Origin of the sequence: Oenococcus oeni DSM 20252 = AWRIB129, from assembly GCF_000372485.1 — a bacterium.
GTDB lineage: Bacteria > Bacillota > Bacilli > Lactobacillales > Lactobacillaceae > Oenococcus > Oenococcus oeni.
In genome coordinates, this window is sequence record NZ_AQVA01000003.1 from 86879 (window position 1) to 106349 (window position 19471).

Here is a 19471-nt window from a genome sequence, read left to right on the forward strand (position 1 = left end):
AAACAAATTGTTTACGAACTTTTGCAAGTATTTAGAACACGTTTTTCAATTTTCTGGAAAACTCGACCGGCTTAATTAAAAATTTTAATTTTCAGTTTATCCGTTAAATATGTTTTCGAGTTTTTTAGGACTATTGTTGGTTTTATAGTGAAGTATCTTCCTTCTAACCGATACTTTACTTGATCAGTACAGACAGACATTGAGGAGGTCTCGCAAAATGACAAAAATGATAGCTGGACGGGCTTTAGTCAAGGCTTTAGAGGATTGGGGCGTTGACCATGTATATGGAATCCCCGGCGGTTCGATCAATCATACGGTTGAAGGTCTTTATTTAGAGCAGGACAAAGTTAAATATATTCAAGTTCGTCATGAAGAAGTTGGTGCTTTAGCCGCTTCGGCGGATGCAAAATTTACTGGTAAAATCGGTGTCGCTTTTGGATCGGCTGGTCCCGGTGCGACCCATTTATTTAACGGTTTATACGATGCTAAAATGGATCATGTTCCATTGCTGGCAATAATCGGCCAGGTACCTCAGGAAACGATGAATACCAATTACTTCCAAGAAATGGACGAAGTACCGCTTTTTAGCGATGTATCTGTCTATAATCGCACTGTTACAACCGCTGAACAAATTCCTTATGTCATCAATCAAGCAATTCGTGAAGCTTATCGGCAGAAGGGGGTTGCCACGGTTGTTTTACCGGAAAATTTGGCCGCGAAAGAAATTGATTATAAAGAGACAAAAACACCAAAGGTCGTTGCAAATAATTTTTCCCAGAAGGTCGATTCAAAGGCCGTTTCCGATACTTTGGCAATGCTGAAAGCCGCTAAACATCCTTTGATATATGCCGGCCGTGGATTATTGGGAGCTCGAGATGTTTTAACCAAGTTTTCCGAGCAGTTTAATATTCCTGTTATGAATACGGTCCCGGCAACTGGAGTGATTAGTACGGACGATCCTAATTTTATTGGAACTTTTGGTCGTCTTGGCAGTAAGTCTGGGTTTGAGGCACTTCAACATACTGATTTAATTCTGTTTCTTGCTTCTGAATTTCCATTTGCAGGTTTTTGGCCAAAGAATATTAAAGTTATCGAAGTTAATAACAATCCGTTCGATATTGGAAAAACTGTCGATGTTGATTATGCGGTTATTTCCGATGCTAAAAGTTATCTTCAGGCTTTAATCAACACTGGGCAAACACTGCCAGCTGGTAATTGGCTAAAAGCAAACCAAGAGAACAAACGTAATTGGGATAATTGGCTTGCTGAATTAGCTAAAGATGAAAGCGACGGATTAAATCCAGAATCGGTTACTGCGAAAATCGCTTCCATGGTTGGCCCAAACGATACTTATGCGGTTGACACCGGCAACGTCTCTGAATGGGGAGCACGTGGATTACCAATGAATCATAATCAGCGTTTTGCCATTTCGGGCTTATTCGCCACAATGGGTTTTGGTTTGCCAGGCGGCCTTGCCGGTGCTTTAAGTGTTCCAGATGGCCAAGCTTGGTCGCTTTCCGGTGATGGCGGATTTTCGATGGTTGTTCAAGACCTTATTACAGAAGTTCGTTATGGCCTCCCTGTTATTAACATTGTTTTTTCAAATGATCGCTTTGGTTTTATATATCATGAACAAGTTCAGACAAAACAACATTTTTATGGCGTTGATTTAACTGGAGCTGATTGGGCTAAAGTTAGTGAAGGGCTTGGCGCGATTAGTTTTACGGTTAAAACGATTGCTGATATCGATCAGGTTTTCACCAAAATTAAGAAATTGCAGGAAAGTGGTAATAAAAAACCGATTGTTGTTAACGCGGTGATCAAAAAAGACGATCCATTCCCAACGGATTATATGCCACTTGATCCAAAACTGTATGGACAGGATGCTGTTGATCAATATGCAGAGAAATATCATTTCGATTTAGAGAAACAACCATCATTGGGCGCATTACTTCGAGCTCAAGGTGATAATTTGTAATCAAAAATAAAATTTTTGTGAAAAGAATCGTATTTAAATTATGGTTCTTTTTATTTAGTTACAGATTTTTGTAAATAGAGAACTTCACTTAAATTAATTTTCAAAAAATAATTAATTTGTCGATGCTTGAAGAAATCTATTATCAAAGTGTAAAATAGGGGAGACTCTTGAATTGCATTTTGTATTTCTTCGTCTATAATTGTTGGAACTTTGTCTTTCTTGATTTACTGTGATTTGTCCCGATCCAGTATTAGACGGTTCTAAGATATTTATCGATTGATCACCGGGAGTGACCGAATGAGTATTATTCGATCGCTTTTTTATTGCCTTCTATAGTTATCAAAATTTATTTAGGGTCCAAAATAATTTATAAAAAGGAGCAAACATTTTTCATTGAAAAGCACAGAAGAGATTAATATAAGAACAAAATTATCTATTTTAGCAATTGGATTATTATCATTTTTGGGGATTTTAATCGAGACATCGATGAATGTGACTTTCCCAACTTTGATGCAGCAAATGAATGTCAGTTTAAATACAGTCCAGTGGCTGACAACCGGCTACTTGTTATTGGTCACGATCTTTATGGCAACAACAGCTTATCTGCTGGAACGAATTAATGTTAAAAAAGTATTTTTATTTGCTGTTGCGATTAATATCGCTGGAAGTTTCTTGTGCGCTATGGCGCCCGACTTTCTCATACTGCTGATTGGACGTCTTTTTCAATCGGCTTCAATTGGTTTAGCAACGCCGACACTTTTTTATATTATTTTCAGAACAATACCAATGCAAAAGTTGGGTCAATATAATGGTTTTGCTGCTATGCTGATCTCCTTAGCACCCGCTCTGGGACCAACTTATGGAGGAATTTTAAACAATTATTTTTCTTGGCGGATTATTTTTTGGATAATCATCCCAATACTGTTTATTGTTCTTTGGATTGGTTCACGCAATATTTCATTAGAAACAAAAAAAGAGGATTTATCCTTTGATTTTATTGGATTATTTTTGTTGGCTTTGATTTTAATCGGTCTAGAGTTCACTTTGACACAATTCAGTAAATATGGTTTGAACTATCGTTTTCAATTTTCGTTATTCTCTACGCTTGTTATTTTATTTGTTTATCTTGTTTATGATCATTTTAGTTCGCGTCATTTGTTTGATTTTTCAATTTTAAAACCAATCGTAAACTTACGCCTTTTCAATTATTTTTCTTTGCAGGCCATTAATATCGGTTTATCATTTTTGATCCCGATTTTTGCAGAGAATTTTTTGAAAACAAATTCTCTTTTAGCTGGTTTGATATTGCTTCCCGGATCTCTGCTTGGTGCAGCAACTGCCCCAATCGCCGGGAGTTGGTACGATAAGGTCGGTGCTAAATTTCCGTTGATTTTAAGTAATTCTCTGATCGTTTTCGGAGCGTTTCTTTTATGGATTTTTACTGACCATCTAACAATTTGGTTGATTATGTTTTTCTACTTGATATTACGTCTTGGTTTCAACCTTGGTTTTGGTAATACTATGTCTGATGCCAGTAAATATGTTGATAACAAAAAAAGAGCCGATCAAAGTTCTCTCTTTAATATGGCCCAACAATATGCGGGTTCGATCGGGACAGCAGTAATGTCTGCAATGATTGCTTTTCAAAGCATTATCTTTTCCAATATATCGTCATCCAAAGCTACGCTAATTGGTGGACGTCTTGACTTTGCGATTCTTTTCATACTGGCAATTTTGAGTTTGTCTTTGACAATTTTCTGTCAACATCTTATTAAAAAAAATAATCAAAGCATATCAAACCAATGAATAGCCGCCATCTATATTGATTGTCTGTCCGGTTATTAAATTATTGCTCATTAAAAAGAGATAGGCAGAAGCGACTTCTGCAAGGTTTGCAACTCGTTGCAAAGGAATTGCCTTTGACATTTGATTGCTTGTCTCTTCAAGTTGTTTCTTTGAAAGTTCTTTCCATAAACCAGTCGGAGTCCAAGTCGGAGCGATGGCGTTCGCACGAAAATCCGGCGCTAATTCAAGTGCAAGACCCTGAATCATTGTTTTGATTGCTTGATTGCCGATAATAGCTCCGGATGAATCATTTGGATGGCCACCCGATCCTGCGGTTAAGATAAGAGAACCTTTTTTATTAAGATATTTTGTTGAAATTTTGGCAAGTTCCATATCTGCGAAAAATTTGTCTTCAATCGTTTTTCTAATCATTGCAATTGAAGAATTCAAAAATCCTCCGGCCATTGCGCCTCCAAGCATTGAAATTATATGATCGAAGTTACCGGATTTTTTGAAGTAATCGGTTAGTTGATTATTATCACTTGCATCGATATTTTCGCTGGAAATAGTTATTTTTTCTTTTTCGAAATCTTTTTTTGCCTTTTCCAAATTTTTCAAACTATGTCCAACAATTGATACTTGAGCACCAGACTGAGATGCTTCTTTTGCAATTTCTTTTCCAAAACCAGAACTACCGCCAATGATTAAAATTTTTTTCTTTTTTAAATTATTTATCATTTTTTCTCCAATTTTTATTTTGTTAACGATCAGTCTAGCATGACCTGAATTCTCGATTTTTAAAAAATTGACTTTTTAAATTACGATTTTTTACTACAAAATAAAAAAACACTTTAACAAAAAAGTGTTTAATAGGTGTTCCTACTGTTAGATTTCTTCTTTTTCCTTTGAATGGATATGGTTTACCTGCTCATATACGGTTGCTGGCAGAGTATAAAGTTTCATAAATCCAACTGCTGCTTGTTCATCGAAAGAATTTGCCGAAGTATAAGTTGCCAGTTTTTCAGAGTAGAGTGAATTATTTTCTGATTTTCTGGCAACGGCTGTCGCTGTGCCTTTATAAAGTTTCATTTTAACGGTACCGTTGACAACTTTTTGCGTTTCGTCGATAAATTTATTCAGAGCATCGAAAAGGGGAGAAATCCACATTGCGTTGTAAATTAAGTTGGTGATTTTTTGCTCGATAATCGGTTTAAAGTGGGCAACATCGTGTTCTAAAGTGATATCCTCTAGATCTTTATGGGCGGTCATGATGACGGCTGCTGCCGGTGTTTCATAAATTTCGCGTGATTTAATACCGATTAGACGATTTTCTACGTGATCGATTCGGCCAATACCGTGAATTCCGGCCAATTTATTCAAATATACAATTAGATCGGCCATTTTCATTTCTTGATCATTTACTGAAATTGGTAAACCATTTTTAAATTCAATATCAACAAAATCGGCTTCATCAGGTGTATCTTCAACCGGCGATGTCAAGGCATAGGCATCCGCCGGAGCCTGATTCCAGGGATTTTCCAGAATTCCGGCCTCGTTGGAACGTCCCCATAAATTTTCGTCAATTGAATAGGGAGAATCAAAATTAATCGGTACCGGAACATTATGTTGATGAGCATATTCGATTTCTTCTTCACGAGACCATTGGAAATCACGGATTGGAGCTTCAATTTTCATTTCCGGATCAAGGGCGTGAATTGCTGCTTCGAAGCGAACCTGGTCATTTCCTTTACCAGTTGATCCATGGGCTATGGCGACGGCATTATTATCATGAGTTGTTTGAACCAGTTTTTCGATAATCAGCGGTCGAGAGAGAGCTGAAACGAGTGGGTATTCTCCTTCATAGAGAGCGTTTGATTTAATTACTTTGCTGACATAGTTCTCAGCGAATTCGTCTTTACCATCAATTATGAATGATTGAATTGCACCGATCTTTAAAGCCTTTTTTTGAATATTCTCGATTTGCTTTCCATGCTGGCCAACATCCAATGAGACCGCAATTACTTCATATCCTTTATCTTTTAACCAAGGGATCGCTACGGACGTGTCCAGACCACCTGAATAAGCTAAAACAATTTTATCTGCCATTTTTTCTCCTTCTTAAACAATTTTTTATTTTTGCTTGAAAACTAGTTGAAAAATCGTCGTCGGCGGGTTAGATAATTAATAAATTTTCCTTTCTTCATAGCATTTCCTTTTTGATCCCTTTGTGAATAGACTCTTGAATGTTCAAATAATGATAAACATCCTCGTCGATAATTTGATCAAATTGTTTTAATTCCTCGATTGTCAAATCTTCAAGTGCTTTTTGGTGTTTTTTCTGCAAATAGGACAGCTCGTCCGACGACCGTGTGGGCGTCTCTGAAAGGTCGTCCTTTTTTAACTAGGTAATCTGCTAAATCAGTTGCGTTTAAAAAACCATTTTTAACTGCTTTTTGTAGCTTGACGCGATTAATTTTTAATGTTGAAACAATCTTTTTTGCAATCAGCAACATTTTTTCTATATGATCAAAAGCCGGCAAAAAGGTTTCTTTATCAAGTTGCATATCCTTGTCATAGGCTAATGGCAGGCCCTTCATAATAACTAATATTTGATTCAATTCACCGATCAACAAAGCCGAATTTCCACGAATAAGTTCGGCTGAGTCGGCATTCTTTTTTTGTGGCATCATTGAAGAACCAGTTGAAAGGGAATCATCAAAAGTGACGTATTGAAATTCTTGGCTGGCATAAATTATCAATTCTTCGGACAACCTCGATAGATGTACTCCAATGATTGAAAAATCAGACAGGGTTTCGATTACGTAATCTCGGTCGGAAACTCCGTCGATAAAATTTTTGACCGGTTTTTTAAAATTCAACAGTTCCGTTGTTAATTGACGATCGATATTATGGGTTGTACCTGCTAAAGCCCCAGAACCCAATGGATTTTCGTCCATTATATTGATGGCGTTTAATAAACGTTTCTTGTCACGCAAAAGCATTTGCGCATAAGCATCCAAATAATATTTAAAAGTAATCGTTTGGGCTTTTTGAAGATGAGTATAACCGGGCATAAGATAAGGATTTTCTTGCCCTTTTGCGATAAAAGTATCGACTAAATCATCTATTTCTTCTAAAATTCCTTGGAGACGATTTTTAAAATACATTTTTGTATCAACGGCAATTTGATCATTACGTGATCGGGCCGTGTGAAGTTTTTTTCCGTCTTCGCCAATTTTTTTAGTCAGAGTCGTTTCGATAAAACTATGTATATCTTCGTATCCAGAATCCGGAATTATGAGGCTTCCTTGTTCAACATCCGTAAGGATTTCTTTTAGTCCATCGACAATTGCTGCCGACTCTTTTTGACTGATAATATTTTGTTTACCAAGCATTTTTGCATGGGCAATCGATCCCTGAATATCTTCTTTGTAAAGCAATTTGCTGGTTGGCAAAGAGTTATCAAAGCTTGTCATGTCGGCATCTTCGCCTTTAGTAAAACGTCCACCCCAAAGTTTCATTATGTATTTCTCCTAAAAATGAGTATAAAAAAACAGTTATTTTACAGAACAAATGTAAAAAACTGTTTATCGTCGAGCAATACTGGAAACAAATGAAGTTGTCTGAATTTCATTTTTCATTATAACTTGATATTCACTATACAAGCTTTTTTCTGAATTGCAATGCTTATTGAAAAAAGTTCTTAATTTTTTGGAGAGCTACTCCTTATTTTTTCACGATCTTTTCCATCGTTGATAGGGCTTTTAGCCGGAAAACAACTGCCATGATCGCTTCATACTGAATAATTGCCGCTTTTGAATCGATTTCCGGCAGTTTGTTTAGTGCTTCTGACAAATCATTTTGCGAGGATACTTGATTGAACATTTCGATAAAACGATTGTAAACATCTTCGGAAGGACCGTGATTAAGTTCGATTTGGAATCCTTTTTTAATTGCATCTAATGAAAAAACACTTTTTAATAACGAAACAATTATCGCTCCAGCCAAGTGTATTCGACTATAACGTTTATTTTTCGGGCGCACGATTACTTGAGCTTTTGTGTAATTGTGCATCATTGTTTTCGTTAAAAGTTCCCCGGTGACCGGAGAAACATAGTCATTTGTGATATCCAGCAATTGATCAAGATATATATCAAAAGTTGGTAGTTCATTCCAAAGAGGCAACTTTTTTTCCAAATTCATTTCTTATAATCTACCTTTACCGTCCTATTTTTCGATGTGAACTGCGATACCGATTAATCCTGGCCCGGTGTGGACTCCTAGAGCAGGTGAAATATTTCCTGTATAGATTTGCTGATTTGGATAAATTTTTTCCAATTTCTGGCAGACATATTTCAAAAGAGTCATATTATCACCTTCGGCAACAGCAATTCTAACTCTTTTTTCTAAATTAGCAGTTTTTTCAACTAATGCCAGCATTTTTTCGATTGCTTTTTTTCGCCGCGTGCTTTGGTTACTGTGTAATAAACACCCTCGTCGTTGCAGGAAATAATTGGCTTAATATCCAGAGCCGATCCGAGAATACTTGCGACTTTACCAATCCGGCCGCCGGCCGCCAAATATTTCAGCGTTGGAATATAAAAGAAGATTTTACCGCTGTCGACTGATTCTTCAACTAATTGCACAATTTTTGAAAAGGGAAGCTCTTTTTTTATTAAGTCGTCGGCATAAACTGCAAATAGTCCGCTGCTGATACCGATATTTTTTGTATCAATCACTTTGATATTCAAGTTGCTCTGTTGACTGGCCAACAAACTTATTTGATTATAAGTTGTTGACAATCCACTTGAAATACAGATCGCAATAACATCGCTATAACCTTCTTTTTCCAGTTCCTGGAATTTTTCAAGAATATCTCCGCTTTGCGGGCTTGAAGTAGTTGGAATACTTGCGCCGTGTTTAATTTTCCGATAAAACTGATCAGGACTAATGTCTACTCTATCTCTAAGAACTTTTCCATCCCAATGAATTTGCATCGAAACGGTTTTAACATAATCTTTGTCCTGTAAATATTGTGGTGCATCAGAACATGAATCAATTAAGATGGCAATTTTTTCGGTCATTTTAATCTCCTATGGCATACATTATTTTTTATGTAGTCTTAAACACTATAAACTATAGTTTATAAAACTATTTAGATCAAATTCGACAATCATAATTTAGAAGCTTTTAATCCTTTGACACAAAAGCTGACTTTTTATCGATCGTTTTTTTACAATATGCGATAATTTATCCATGGTTCAGATACTAGATGGAAGAAGCGTTTCGAAAAAAATTCTTCAAGAGGTTAAAGATAAAGTTGCGAAAGCCGGTTTTCCGGTTAAATTAGCGACTATTTATAATGAGGAAAACGAAGGAAGCAAAATGTACGTCGGTATGAAAATCCGCCGGGCAACTTTTGCCGGGCTTATCTCGGTGGAATACAAAGTTGATAATTCTTGGAAAACAGATGATATTCTCAGGCTGCTTTCAAAATTAAACATGGATTCGAGTATTTGTGGAATTTTGGTTCAGTCGCCACTAGGAGATGGAATCGATGAATCAAAGATTTTCAATGCAATCGATCCATTAAAAGATGCTGATGGTCTTTCTGCCTTTAATCAAGGATTATTATTTGAAAATGCTAAAGAGAATTATATTGTTCCAGCTACACCGGCTGGAGTAATATCTCTTCTGGAGGCATATCATTATCAATTTGCCGCTAAAAACGCGTTGGTGGTTGGCCGTTCAGTTCTTTTTGGCCGCCCAATGAGTGTTTTATTAACGAATCGCGACATGACCGTCACGCTAGCCCATTCAAAGACACCGGTCGATCAATTGCGGCAGTTTGCGAAAAGGGCTGATTTGATTGTCGTTGCGATCGGCAAGGCTAATTGGTTTCAATTTACTGATTTAAAAAAAGATGTCGTTGTTATCGATGTAGGTGCAAACAAGCTTAATGGGCATGCAACTGGCGATGTTGATTTTGAAAAAGTTTATCCACATGTTTCACAAATTTCTCCGGTCCCGGGAGGAGTTGGACCAATGACGATTGCGACGTTGATTAAACATACATTCGATTTAGCAGTATTTCAACAAGGAGAGCAAAAATAATGAAAAGAGCAGTTGTGACAGTAATTGGTAATGACCGTCCAGGTATTATTGCGGGCGTTTCAAAAACATTAGCTGATAATCAGGCGAATATCCTTGATGTAGCCCAGACTTTAATGGATAAGATTTTTACTATGAGTATGTTGATCGACATTACTGAAATTGATGCTAAATTTTCTAATTTGCAGGTCGAACTGACCAAAGTTGGACAAAAACTTGGCGTCTCTATTCAAATACAAAGAGAAGAAATTTTTAATTCAATGTCTAAAATCTAATTGGAGCCGCTATGGATATTAATAAAATAAATGAAACAATCCAGATGATTTCTGAAGAACATTTCGATATTCGAACTGTGACGATGGGAATTTCACTTTTGGACTGTATTGGCGGGGATGGCCAGCGGACAGCAGAAAAGGTTCACAGAAAAATTGTTGATAAAGCCGGAAAACTGGTAGAAACTGCCCAACAACTCGAACGGGATTTCGGGGTACCAATTGTTAATAAACGAATTTCTGTAACACCGGTCTCTTTATTAGCCGGAAACACTGATTATGATGGCTTGATTAAAATAGCTCGCGCTCTTGATCAAGCAGCTGCCGATGTTGGTGTTGATTTTTTAGGTGGCTATTCGGCTTTGATTCAAAAGGGCAGTACGCCGACTGAAAAAATGTTGATTGATAGTCTTCCGGAAGTCCTGAGTACAACTAAACTTTTGATGTCGAGTATTAACATTGCTTCGACTAAAGCAGGTATTAATTTAAATGCAGTTGGAAAAACGGGTAGAACGATCAAACGGATTTCCGAAGTCGATCCTTTAGGAAATGCAAAATTGGTGGTTTTTGCAAATGCCGTTGAAGACAATCCCTTTATGGCCGGGGCTTTTCACGGTGTGTCTGAAGACGATGCGGTTATCAATGTTGGTGTTTCCGGACCGGGTGTTGTAAAAAGGGCATTGGAGACAGTTAGGGATCGGTCAATTGATGTCGTTGCCGAAAAAATTAAGACGACAGCCTTTAAAATAACCCGAATTGGTCAACTGATTGGTGGACTGACAGCTAAAAAACTTGGTCTTCCTTTTGGAATTGTTGATTTAAGTTTGGCTCCAACACCTGCTCGTGGAGATTCGGTTGCCGAGGTTTTGGAAGAAATCGGCCTGGAACAGGTTGGGACGCACGGAACGACGGCTGCCTTAATGCTTCTAAACGATGCAATTAAAAAAGGCGGCGTAATGGCTAGTCAGCGCGTTGGGGGCTTGTCGGGTGCGTTCATTCCGGTTTCCGAGGATGCTGGAATGATTGATGCAACAGTTGCCGGCACCTTAAGTATCAGTAAGCTGGAAGCCATGACCTCTGTTTGTTCGGTTGGACTGGACATGATTGCCATTCCTGGGAATACGCCGGCGTCGACAATTTCGGCGATGATAGCGGACGAAGCGGCGATTGGTGTTCAAAACAATAAAACTACAGCCGTGCGCGTGATTCCGGTTCCAGGGAAAAGTGTTGGAGATTCGATTGACTTTGGCGGTTTGCTTGGACGGGCGCCGATTATGCCGGTTATCGAAAAATCTTCAACAGCGTTTATTAATCGTGGCGGTCATATACCTGCTCCGATTCATTCTTTTAAGAATTAGAGGTTAAAATGAAATATGGTTTTCTAGGTGCCGGTAATTTATCATCGGCAATTATCATGGGTTTACTAAAAGCTGGTTTTAGATCGGAAGACATTTTTGTCAGTTCTCCACATAGCGCCGCTCTTCTGTCAAAAAGACTGGCTATCAATAATGTTGACGAAGATCGGCTGCTTGCTGATTGCGATTTAATTGTTTTGGCTTTTTTGCCTGAACAGTTAGATAGCATTGTCCAGCAGGTTGGTTCGGAAAAGTTTGCAAACAAATTAATTGTTTCGGTTCTAGGATCAACAAGCCTTAAAGAACTAACGGAATTTTTGCCAACAGCAAAAATAGTTCGCGTTCTTCCAAACGTTAATGCAGAATTTAATAATTCATTGACCTCGGTTGCTTTCGGGCAGAACTTGTCCAATGAGGATCTTAAATTAACAAAAAACTTTTTGCAGGCTTTTGGTACGATTATTGAACTGGCCGAAAGGGATTTTCCGGCTTTTTCGGCGATTGCCGGATCGGGTCCCGCCTTTGTCGCATTGTTTATCAAAGCTTTGCAGGAAGCAGGAATAAAGCAGGGAATCGATAGCAAGGAATCTTTGCAGATTGCTTTACATACGATTAAAGGATCAACCGAGAATATTCTTCAAAGCGGAAAAACTGCTGATCAATTAGTCAAAAAAGTTGCTTCACCAGGTGGATCAACTGCCGATGGAGTCGAATCGCTTGAGGAGAACCACTTTATTGAAACTGTTAATAATGCTATTCTAGCAACTATCAACCATGGCAGAAAAAAGTTTCGATAATTGGAAAAAAATCGTTGTTAAAGTTGGTACTTCAACGATTGTTCAAGAAAATGGCCAGATTAATTTACCGATAATCGGTCAATTGGTTCAGACGCTTTGTGCTTTGCGAAATCAAAACCGGGAAGTAGTTTTTGTAACTTCCGGGGCGGTTGGCGTTGCGATAAATCAGCTTGGATTTAAAGAACGTCCAAACGAAATTCCTCGACAACAGGCTTTAGCAGCGATTGGCCAAGCTGATTTAATGGCTATTTACAATCAAAACTTTTCTTTTTATCACCAGATTACCGGTCAAATTCTTTTGACTTATGATGTATTCGATAATCCAAAAATGCTCGAAAATATGTTAAATGCCTTGCGGGAATTGCTGAAAATGAAGGCAATTCCGATTATTAATGAGAACGACGTAATTGCCGTTGACGAAATGGATCATCAACATTCGTTTGGTGATAACGACTGCTTAGCGGCGATGGTAACAAAAATTATCGATGCCGATGGTTTGATTATTTTATCAGATGTTGATGCACTTTATGATAGAAATCCTCATGAGTTTGCCAATGCTAAAGCTATCAAGCGGGTTGGTTCGATCACCAAGCAGGTTATTAATTTGGCCTCCGGCAAAAGCAATCTCGGAAAAGGTGGAATGTTAACAAAATTAAAAGCAGCTAAGTATCTTTTAAAAAATGATAAGCAAATGCTATTACTTCCTGGATCCGAACCTGATGGTATTTTGAAGGCTCTTTCGGGTCAAGAGATTGGAACTTTATTCGCCAATGAATACAAATAAATTACATAAGCAAATAAATTTAATCGGTGAGAGGGCTCAAGCAGCTTCACAAATAGTTTCTGGGCTTTCGATTGACGAAAGAAATAAAATTCTTTTGTCCTTCGTTTCGGAAATTGAGAAAAACTCCGACAAAATCGTCGAAATTAATGTTCAAGAACTTAAAGAACATCGAGATGATTTAAGCTTGCCAATGCAAAAACGGCTCCAGTTAAGTAAAGAGAAAATTTCCACTATTGCTTCCTCTTTAAAAGCTTTGGTTAAACTTGCTGATCCCTTGTCAGAAGGAAATACAAGTTGGCAAGCAAAAGCGGGCTTCAAAGTAGTTAAAAAAACGGTTCCATTAGGGGTTGTTGCGATGATTTACGAGGCACGGCCGAACGTGACAATTGATGCTGCAGCTTTGACAATTAAATCAGCTAACGCAGTTATCTTACGCGGCGGCAAAGAATCCATTAAAACGAATCAAGTGTTGGTTTCGATCCTGCAACAAAGCTTGAAGAAACTTGGCTATTCTGAAAATATTGTTCAATTAATTGAAGATACAAGTCATGATTCTGTCAAAGAATTACTTCATTTAAGAAAATTCATTGATGTTTTGATTCCCCGAGGATCAGGCTCGTTTATTAATTATGTCGTTGATAATTCGACTGTTCCTGTGATTGAAACCGGTGCCGGAAATGACCATATTTTTGTCGATAAGTCGGCCGATCAGGAGGAGGCAATTAAAGTGATTGTTAATTCCAAGATTCAAAATCCTTCTGTTTGCAATTCAGCTGAAAAACTTTTGGTTCATGCTGATATCGCAAAGGAATTTCTACCAAAATTATTTGATCGATTGTCTAACGAGGGGGTCGAAATAAGAGGTGACAAGGAAGTTCAATTAATTGACAACCGAGTTGAATTGGCAAAAGATTTTGATTGGGACACCGAGTATAACGATCTGATTATCGCTGTTCATTTGGTGAACAATCTAAAAGAAGCCATTGATTGGATAGGAAAACACACAACACATCATACGGAAGCGATTCTAACGAATTCTGCTGAAAATGCCTCCGAGTTTATGCAAAGAATTGACGCAGCTGTCGTGACTGAGAATGCATCGACTCGTTTTACTGATGGTTTTGAATTTGGTTTTGGAGCTGAAATCGGAATAAGTACACAAAAACTTCATGCCCGGGGTCCAATGGGACTAACAGCTTTGACGAGCTACAAATACGAAATTTTTGGTCATGGGGAGATCCGAAAATAACCAGCAGCGTATTTTTTTTCGATATTGTTTATTTTCGATAGTATTCTATTTATTATGTATACGAATGTTTTTGCTCATCGCGGTTACAAATTAGTCGCACCGGAAAATACCTTACCGAGTTTTCAAGCTGCTTTAAATTATCCTGTTAATGGTCTGGAAATGGATTTGCAAATGACTGCTGATGGAGAACTGGTAATTATTCATGATGAAAAAATCGATCGCACTTCCAATGGAAGTGGATTTGTTAAAGACAAAACATTATCCGAATTAAAAAAACTTGATTTTGGCAGCTGGTTTTCGAAAAAATTTAAAAATGTTCGTATTCTGACTTTTGAGGAATATTTGGATTGGCTTTACTCAATCGATTATGACCGGATGCTTTTGATTGAACTAAAAACCGACCATTTTGATTACCCTGGAATCGAAAAAAAGGTTCTGCAGATAATTAAAAAATTTTCCGCTGCCAAATGGCAGATCGTTCTACAGTCTTTTAATCCTAAAACAATTCATAATTTGAGAAATTTGGATCCAGAAATCCCTCTTGCACGCTTGAGTTTTGTGATTGGACCGCGTTGCCTTTTTGGGTATTTTTTTGGTAGAATCCAACAAATTAATTTGAGCTCGCGTTTTCTTTTGAACCGCCTGATTTTCTATTCTTTTAAAAAAGCTCGATTGACCCCTTGGGTTGTTAATCGACAATCATATCTTAAGAAGGCTTTTAAATTTCATTTAAAGGCGATTATTACTGATCAACTTGACTCGGCAACGTTTTTAAGAGAACAAATTCAAGGAATTAATAAATGAGTGATCCACATTTGAAAGAAAAAGTTGTTGTAATTGCTGGACCGACCGCTAGTGGAAAAAGTGATCTGGCAATTAAAATTGCCCAGATGATTGACAGTGAAATTATTTCCGAAGATGCCTTTCAAATTTATCGTGGTTTGGATATTGGAACGGCAAAGCCGAGTAAAGATGATTTAGCAAAGGTTAAACATCATTTTATCGATATCAAAGAAGTCGACGAATCCTACAGTGCCTATGAATTTGCAAGAGACGCACGAATAGTTATCAATCAAATATCGTCTAAAAAGAAGATTCCTTTGATTGTCGGTGGATCTGGCTTTTTTTTGCAGACACTTTTGGGCGATCGGAGAATTTCTGATAAGGATAACCCAATTGTTCCTAAAAAAGCCGGAATAGAGAATCGTCTTTATAATGCTTTGTTGATTGGTTTGAACACAGAACGTTCACAGCTTTATGATCGGATTAATCAACGGGTTGAAAGGATGTTTGAAAAGGGAATTGTGAAAGAAGCCGAAAATCTTTTTCGTCAACAAGGTAATTTTCAATCAAAAAAAGCAATTGGATATCGTGAATTTGCTGGATACTTCGCTAATCAGTATGACTTGTCGGAGGTTGAAACTTTAATTAAGCGCGATTCTCGAAGATATGCAAAAAGACAATTGACTTATTTTAAAAATCAATTTCCCGATATGCGGTGGTTCGATACAAAACAGATTACCGAAAATCCCAAATTAATTATTGATTTAGTAAAAAAATTTAACCAATTCTAGACCAATGTTAGCTTTCCTAACATTTTTTTTTGGAAGTCTTTATAATTTTAGTTAGATGGATTTAGTAAGAAATGATTGATGAGCGATTAAAAAAAGATTTAGCTATTTTACCGATTAGTACAGTTCGGGCTTTAACGAACTTATCTGATAGGCAGATTCGCTATTATGAAAGTCAAGATTTGCTTACTACGAAACGGGGTAAGGGTGGTCAAAGACGCTTTTCTTTGAACGATGTTGAACGGCTGATTGAGATAAGGATGATGATGGAATCTGGCGATAGCTTAAAAGATATTCACAATCTTTATGAAACTCACCGCGTTAGCAATCGGCGGAATGAGAAAACGGAATTTGTTCATTCACTTGAAAATGAATTTTTGAAAATCGGAAGGCTGGAAAAACATTAATGACAAAATTAACCAAAGAAGCAATTAAGAAGTCAGTTAAAGATGAAGGCGTTGATTTTTTGCGTGTAATGTTCACCGACGTATTCGGCATGATAAAAAATGTTGAAATACCTGTTAGCGAACTTGACACAGTTCTTGACGATAATTTACTGTTTGACGGATCATCAATCGATGGTTTTGTAAGAATTGAAGAATCCGATATGTATCTGTATCCTGATCTTGACACTTTCAGGATTTTACCCGATTCAATGACCGGTGAACATGACGGCAAGGTAGCGATGATCGTGGCTAATGTTTATACAAGCGATCGTTTGCCATTCGAAGGGGATCCGAGAAACAATTTGATTCGCGTTCTTGCAGAAATGAGAAAAGATGGTTTTTCTGATTTCAACGTTGGGACGGAACCTGAATTCTTCTTGTTTAAACTTGGAGAAGATGGCAAACCGACTATGAAACTTAATGATAATGGCGGCTATTTTGATTTGGCCCCATTGGATTTGGGAGAACATGTCCGTCGTGAAATCGTTCTGACTCTGGAAAAGATGGGTTTTGAAGTCGAAGCAGCTCATCACGAAGTTGCACCTGGACAACATGAAGTAGATTTTCGTTATGCCGATGCCGTGACCGCAGCTGACCATATTCAACTATTTAAGCTTATTGTTAAAACCGTTGCCCGTAAATATGGCTACTATGCCACCTTTATGCCAAAACCGATTGCCGGGATTAATGGAAACGGCATGCACACAAATATGAGTCTTTCAAAGGATGGCAAGAACGCCTTTGATGATCCGACCGACAAACTTGGTCTCTCAAAAGTGGCCTATCATTTCCTTGGTGGTCTTTTGGATCACGCACAGAATTTTGTCGCTATTACCAATCCAACGGTCAATTCATTCAAGCGCTTGACTCCTGGTTTTGAGGCGCCGGTTTATATCGCCTGGTCGGCTTCGAACCGTTCTCCAATGGTTCGTGTCCCGGCTTCTCGCGGTGCTTCGACACGTTTGGAATTAAGAATGGTTGATCCGACAGCAAATCCTTACCTGGCTTTCGCCGTCGTTTTGAATTCTGGATTGGACGGTGTTGAAAAAGAAACGACTCCTGAGCATTCTGTTGATCGTAATATTTTCTTAATGGATGCTAATGAACGTAAAAAAGCCGGTATTAAAGATCTTCCGGATACTCTATTGACAGCTGTTGATAATCTGTCAAAGGACGAGGTGGTTATTAGCGCGATCTCCAAGCGAATTGCCGATACCTTCGTCGAAGCCAAAAAACTTGAATATCAATCTTATCGTGCTTCTGTCTCTAAATGGGAAATTAAACAATATCTTCAAACCTTTTAAATTAATTAAAGTAAATAACATTTAATAAACGTCTAGCAATAGACGTTTTTCTTTGCAAAAATTGAAGTATGGAAAATCAGATGAATTTGCATATCGTAGGGGACAATAAAATCCCTATTCTCAATAATTTAATCAATAGCAAAATTGACTATTTAAATTCAATCAAAGAAGCAATTGACGAACATAATTATTTACTGATTTATGAGTTGCTTGATTCAGCACGCTATAACGAAAAAATACGCCAGTGGCCGCATGCTGATCCGAATTATTTTCTCAGCAACATGACGGAAACGATTCAACCGGAATTATCTGAATTTCTCGCCTCTAAATTATTGTCCTTCATTCGTGTTCACTTTCCATTCCTGTATTTTAGGGAAATTAAAACCGGCGTTTACGAAATAATCTTTGGACGTTGGCCGTCTGCAAGGACTTTTGGCATCCTTGATATTATTCGGATTGAATTCATTTTTGACGAAGTAGCTGTCAACGAATTAAAAAATTACATGGACAATCCGAAATCTGTTGAAGAACAAAACGCACAATTAAATGAGCTTCATCGAGCAAATCAACTTTATGCTGCAAAAAAACGATCCGGATTCGAGGCAGACATCGAAAGAAACAATCTCGCGATTCTTAAATTGGAGAAAGACAGAGCCGTTTTACAGTTGGAACGGGAGCAAATCGAGAAGTATTCGGGAAGTTTTCAGCATTTTGTCGATCAAGCAGGAAATCTTTATGTCGATTATCTATCGGAAATCCAGAAAGAAAATAAATGACAATTGTAGGCAAACAAACATTATCGAACTTAAATGATTTTCAAAAAGAAATTCACCACGATGCGAAACAATTGCTGGATTTTGATAATTTTTACAGTATTTTTCTAAAATCAAAAACGGTATCCGAAACGGTCGATGCAGTTGGTCGATTAATTAAAAATAATCAAAGCCATTATGAACAATTCAACCCGCTTTTTCACTATGACAATTCTTTTTGGATAACTCAACTTTTTGTCAAACTTTTTCGACTCAGAAAGCTTGACTATTTTTCGAATTTGGATTCTAATCAAGAAATTGCCAATTGTCTTCGAATATCTGGCTTCCCCAGCCTTGAATTTTATTTTTCGACGAATTCCCAATTGACAAAGGATGGTTTTTATTTACGGGAAAAAAATTTGCAAATAGATTTGCTTTATCTGGATATATTTAATAAAGATATGTTCATAAATGCCGACGGTTTCGCTAATTTGATAAATTCCCGTATTGGCAAAAATTTGACCGCTGTAGATGTTAAAACTTTAACGGGTATCTTCAAGACTCTTGCGAAGATATTAGGCGAAGATGATTTTTCTGTTGACCTAAATTTGTTGCAATCCGGCAATAATCAAATGTTGCCGCTTAGTAAAATCGACCTTCCGGCCATTGTGACAGACCAGTTGTTTGTGTTGGCTCAAAGTCGTCAAAAAGATATTTTTGCACTGGATAACGGTTTTCAAATTGACTTCAATGAGGAAATGAGTTTATATTTAATTCAGGCAATTGATTCGCTTGGACATTCCCAATGGTTTTTTAAGGTCTTCGATACATATGACCAATGGACTTTTTTGGATGTTTTAACGAAATATAATTGGTTTTTAAAGTGGTATCTTGATAACCTTAATTATTTAAAAATTGCTTATCGGGATGATCTTTTTCCCGGTTAATAACAAAATAAAGTATTTTTTAGCTATACTGAAAGTACGCGGAAGTGGCTCAACTGGATAGAGCATCGGAGTTCTAATCCGCAGGTTGTGGGTTCGAGTCCCACCTTCCGCATTTAAAAT

19 protein-coding genes, 1 tRNA gene and 1 pseudogene are annotated in these 19471 nt (G+C 37.4%); 15 read left to right on the top strand and 6 right to left on the bottom strand.

All coding sequences use genetic code 11. From position 1 onward, the window contains the following. The first annotated feature begins 217 nt into the window (after window positions 1-217). Window positions 218-1978, top strand: a complete 1761-nt coding sequence (locus tag A3G9_RS0103150; RefSeq protein ID WP_002821800.1) for a thiamine pyrophosphate-binding protein — start codon at window positions 218-220, stop codon at window positions 1976-1978. A 393-nt stretch (window positions 1979-2371) separates the two neighbouring features. After that, the gene (locus A3G9_RS0103155) at window positions 2372-3784 is read left to right on the top strand and encodes an MFS transporter (protein ID WP_002821798.1); all 1413 of its coding nucleotides are present in this window, start codon (window positions 2372-2374) and stop codon (window positions 3782-3784) included. On the opposite strand, the gene A3G9_RS0103160 is transcribed toward A3G9_RS0103155, so the two are convergent. The 6 genes and pseudogenes from A3G9_RS0103160 to A3G9_RS01000000109440 all read right to left on the bottom strand — a co-directional run bounded on the left by A3G9_RS0103160 (window position 3773) and on the right by A3G9_RS01000000109440 (window position 8847). Further along, window positions 3773-4501, bottom strand: a complete 729-nt coding sequence (locus A3G9_RS0103160; protein ID WP_002821797.1) for an SDR family oxidoreductase — start codon at window positions 4499-4501, stop codon at window positions 3773-3775. The genes A3G9_RS0103155 and A3G9_RS0103160 overlap by 12 nt on opposite strands. 147 nt (window positions 4502-4648) lie before the next feature. Next, complete coding sequence (locus A3G9_RS0103165) at window positions 4649-5869, bottom strand: argininosuccinate synthase (RefSeq protein ID WP_002821796.1); 1221 nt, start codon at window positions 5867-5869, stop codon at window positions 4649-4651. Window positions 5870-5963: 94 nt separating this feature from the next. Next, window positions 5964-6107 carry a hypothetical protein gene (locus tag A3G9_RS1000000110285; RefSeq protein ID WP_200858333.1) on the bottom strand — a complete coding sequence of 48 codons (144 nt, stop codon included), beginning with the start codon at window positions 6105-6107 and terminating at the stop codon, window positions 5964-5966. After that, complete coding sequence (gene argH / locus A3G9_RS0103175; RefSeq protein WP_002821795.1) at window positions 6079-7284, bottom strand: argininosuccinate lyase; 1206 nt, start codon at window positions 7282-7284, stop codon at window positions 6079-6081. The genes A3G9_RS1000000110285 and argH overlap by 29 nt, the downstream gene beginning before the upstream one ends. Before the next feature lie 205 nt (window positions 7285-7489). Further along, complete coding sequence (locus tag A3G9_RS0103180) at window positions 7490-7966, bottom strand: DUF1836 domain-containing protein (protein ID WP_002821794.1); 477 nt, start codon at window positions 7964-7966, stop codon at window positions 7490-7492. Window positions 7967-7990: 24 nt separating this feature from the next. Next, window positions 7991-8847, bottom strand: a pseudogene (locus A3G9_RS01000000109440) (DegV family protein). A 172-nt stretch (window positions 8848-9019) separates the two neighbouring features. Here A3G9_RS01000000109440 and A3G9_RS0103190 point away from each other — a divergent pair. The 13 genes from A3G9_RS0103190 to A3G9_RS0103250 all read left to right on the top strand — a co-directional run bounded on the left by A3G9_RS0103190 (window position 9020) and on the right by A3G9_RS0103250 (window position 19463). Continuing rightward, window positions 9020-9877, top strand: coding sequence for a bifunctional 5,10-methylenetetrahydrofolate dehydrogenase/5,10-methenyltetrahydrofolate cyclohydrolase (locus A3G9_RS0103190; RefSeq protein WP_002821793.1), 858 nt, complete (start codon window positions 9020-9022; stop codon window positions 9875-9877). Next, on the top strand, window positions 9877-10149 hold the full coding sequence (locus A3G9_RS0103195) for an ACT domain-containing protein (RefSeq protein ID WP_002816630.1): 273 nt from the start codon (window positions 9877-9879) through the stop codon (window positions 10147-10149). The genes A3G9_RS0103190 and A3G9_RS0103195 overlap by 1 nt, the downstream gene beginning before the upstream one ends. 11 nt (window positions 10150-10160) lie before the next feature. Next, a complete protein-coding gene (locus A3G9_RS0103200) occupies window positions 10161-11504 on the top strand; it encodes a PFL family protein (RefSeq protein WP_002821792.1) in 1344 nt (447 codons plus the stop codon). An 8-nt stretch (window positions 11505-11512) separates the two neighbouring features. Further along, window positions 11513-12298 carry a pyrroline-5-carboxylate reductase gene (proC, locus tag A3G9_RS0103205; protein ID WP_002820516.1) on the top strand — a complete coding sequence of 262 codons (786 nt, stop codon included), beginning with the start codon at window positions 11513-11515 and terminating at the stop codon, window positions 12296-12298. Next, window positions 12276-13082: a glutamate 5-kinase gene (gene proB, locus A3G9_RS0103210; protein ID WP_002820515.1), complete on the top strand. Its 807-nt coding sequence runs from the start codon at window positions 12276-12278 to the stop codon at window positions 13080-13082. The genes proC and proB overlap by 23 nt, the downstream gene beginning before the upstream one ends. Next, complete coding sequence (locus A3G9_RS0103215; RefSeq protein WP_002821791.1) at window positions 13069-14331, top strand: glutamate-5-semialdehyde dehydrogenase; 1263 nt, start codon at window positions 13069-13071, stop codon at window positions 14329-14331. The genes proB and A3G9_RS0103215 overlap by 14 nt, the downstream gene beginning before the upstream one ends. 54 nt (window positions 14332-14385) lie before the next feature. Continuing rightward, window positions 14386-15135 (top strand): glycerophosphodiester phosphodiesterase family protein, encoded by a 750-nt coding sequence (locus A3G9_RS0103220; protein WP_002820513.1) that lies wholly within the window; start codon window positions 14386-14388, stop codon window positions 15133-15135. Next, window positions 15132-15905: a tRNA (adenosine(37)-N6)-dimethylallyltransferase gene (locus A3G9_RS0103225; RefSeq protein WP_002816636.1), complete on the top strand. Its 774-nt coding sequence runs from the start codon at window positions 15132-15134 to the stop codon at window positions 15903-15905. Before A3G9_RS0103220 ends, A3G9_RS0103225 begins: the two co-directional genes overlap by 4 nt. 71 nt (window positions 15906-15976) lie before the next feature. After that, the gene (locus A3G9_RS0103230; protein WP_002816637.1) at window positions 15977-16309 is read left to right on the top strand and encodes a MerR family transcriptional regulator; all 333 of its coding nucleotides are present in this window, start codon (window positions 15977-15979) and stop codon (window positions 16307-16309) included. Beyond that, window positions 16309-17652 carry a type I glutamate--ammonia ligase gene (glnA, locus tag A3G9_RS0103235; protein ID WP_002820512.1) on the top strand — a complete coding sequence of 448 codons (1344 nt, stop codon included), beginning with the start codon at window positions 16309-16311 and terminating at the stop codon, window positions 17650-17652. Before A3G9_RS0103230 ends, glnA begins: the two co-directional genes overlap by 1 nt. 80 nt (window positions 17653-17732) lie before the next feature. Further along, the gene (locus A3G9_RS0103240) at window positions 17733-18428 is read left to right on the top strand and encodes a hypothetical protein (protein WP_002820511.1); all 696 of its coding nucleotides are present in this window, start codon (window positions 17733-17735) and stop codon (window positions 18426-18428) included. Continuing rightward, entirely contained in the window at window positions 18425-19351 is a 927-nt protein-coding gene (locus tag A3G9_RS0103245) for a hypothetical protein (RefSeq protein ID WP_002820509.1), read from the top strand. Before A3G9_RS0103240 ends, A3G9_RS0103245 begins: the two co-directional genes overlap by 4 nt. A gap of 38 nt (window positions 19352-19389) precedes the next feature. Then, window positions 19390-19463: transfer RNA gene (locus A3G9_RS0103250), tRNA-Arg, on the top strand. Window positions 19464-19471 lie beyond the last annotated feature (8 nt).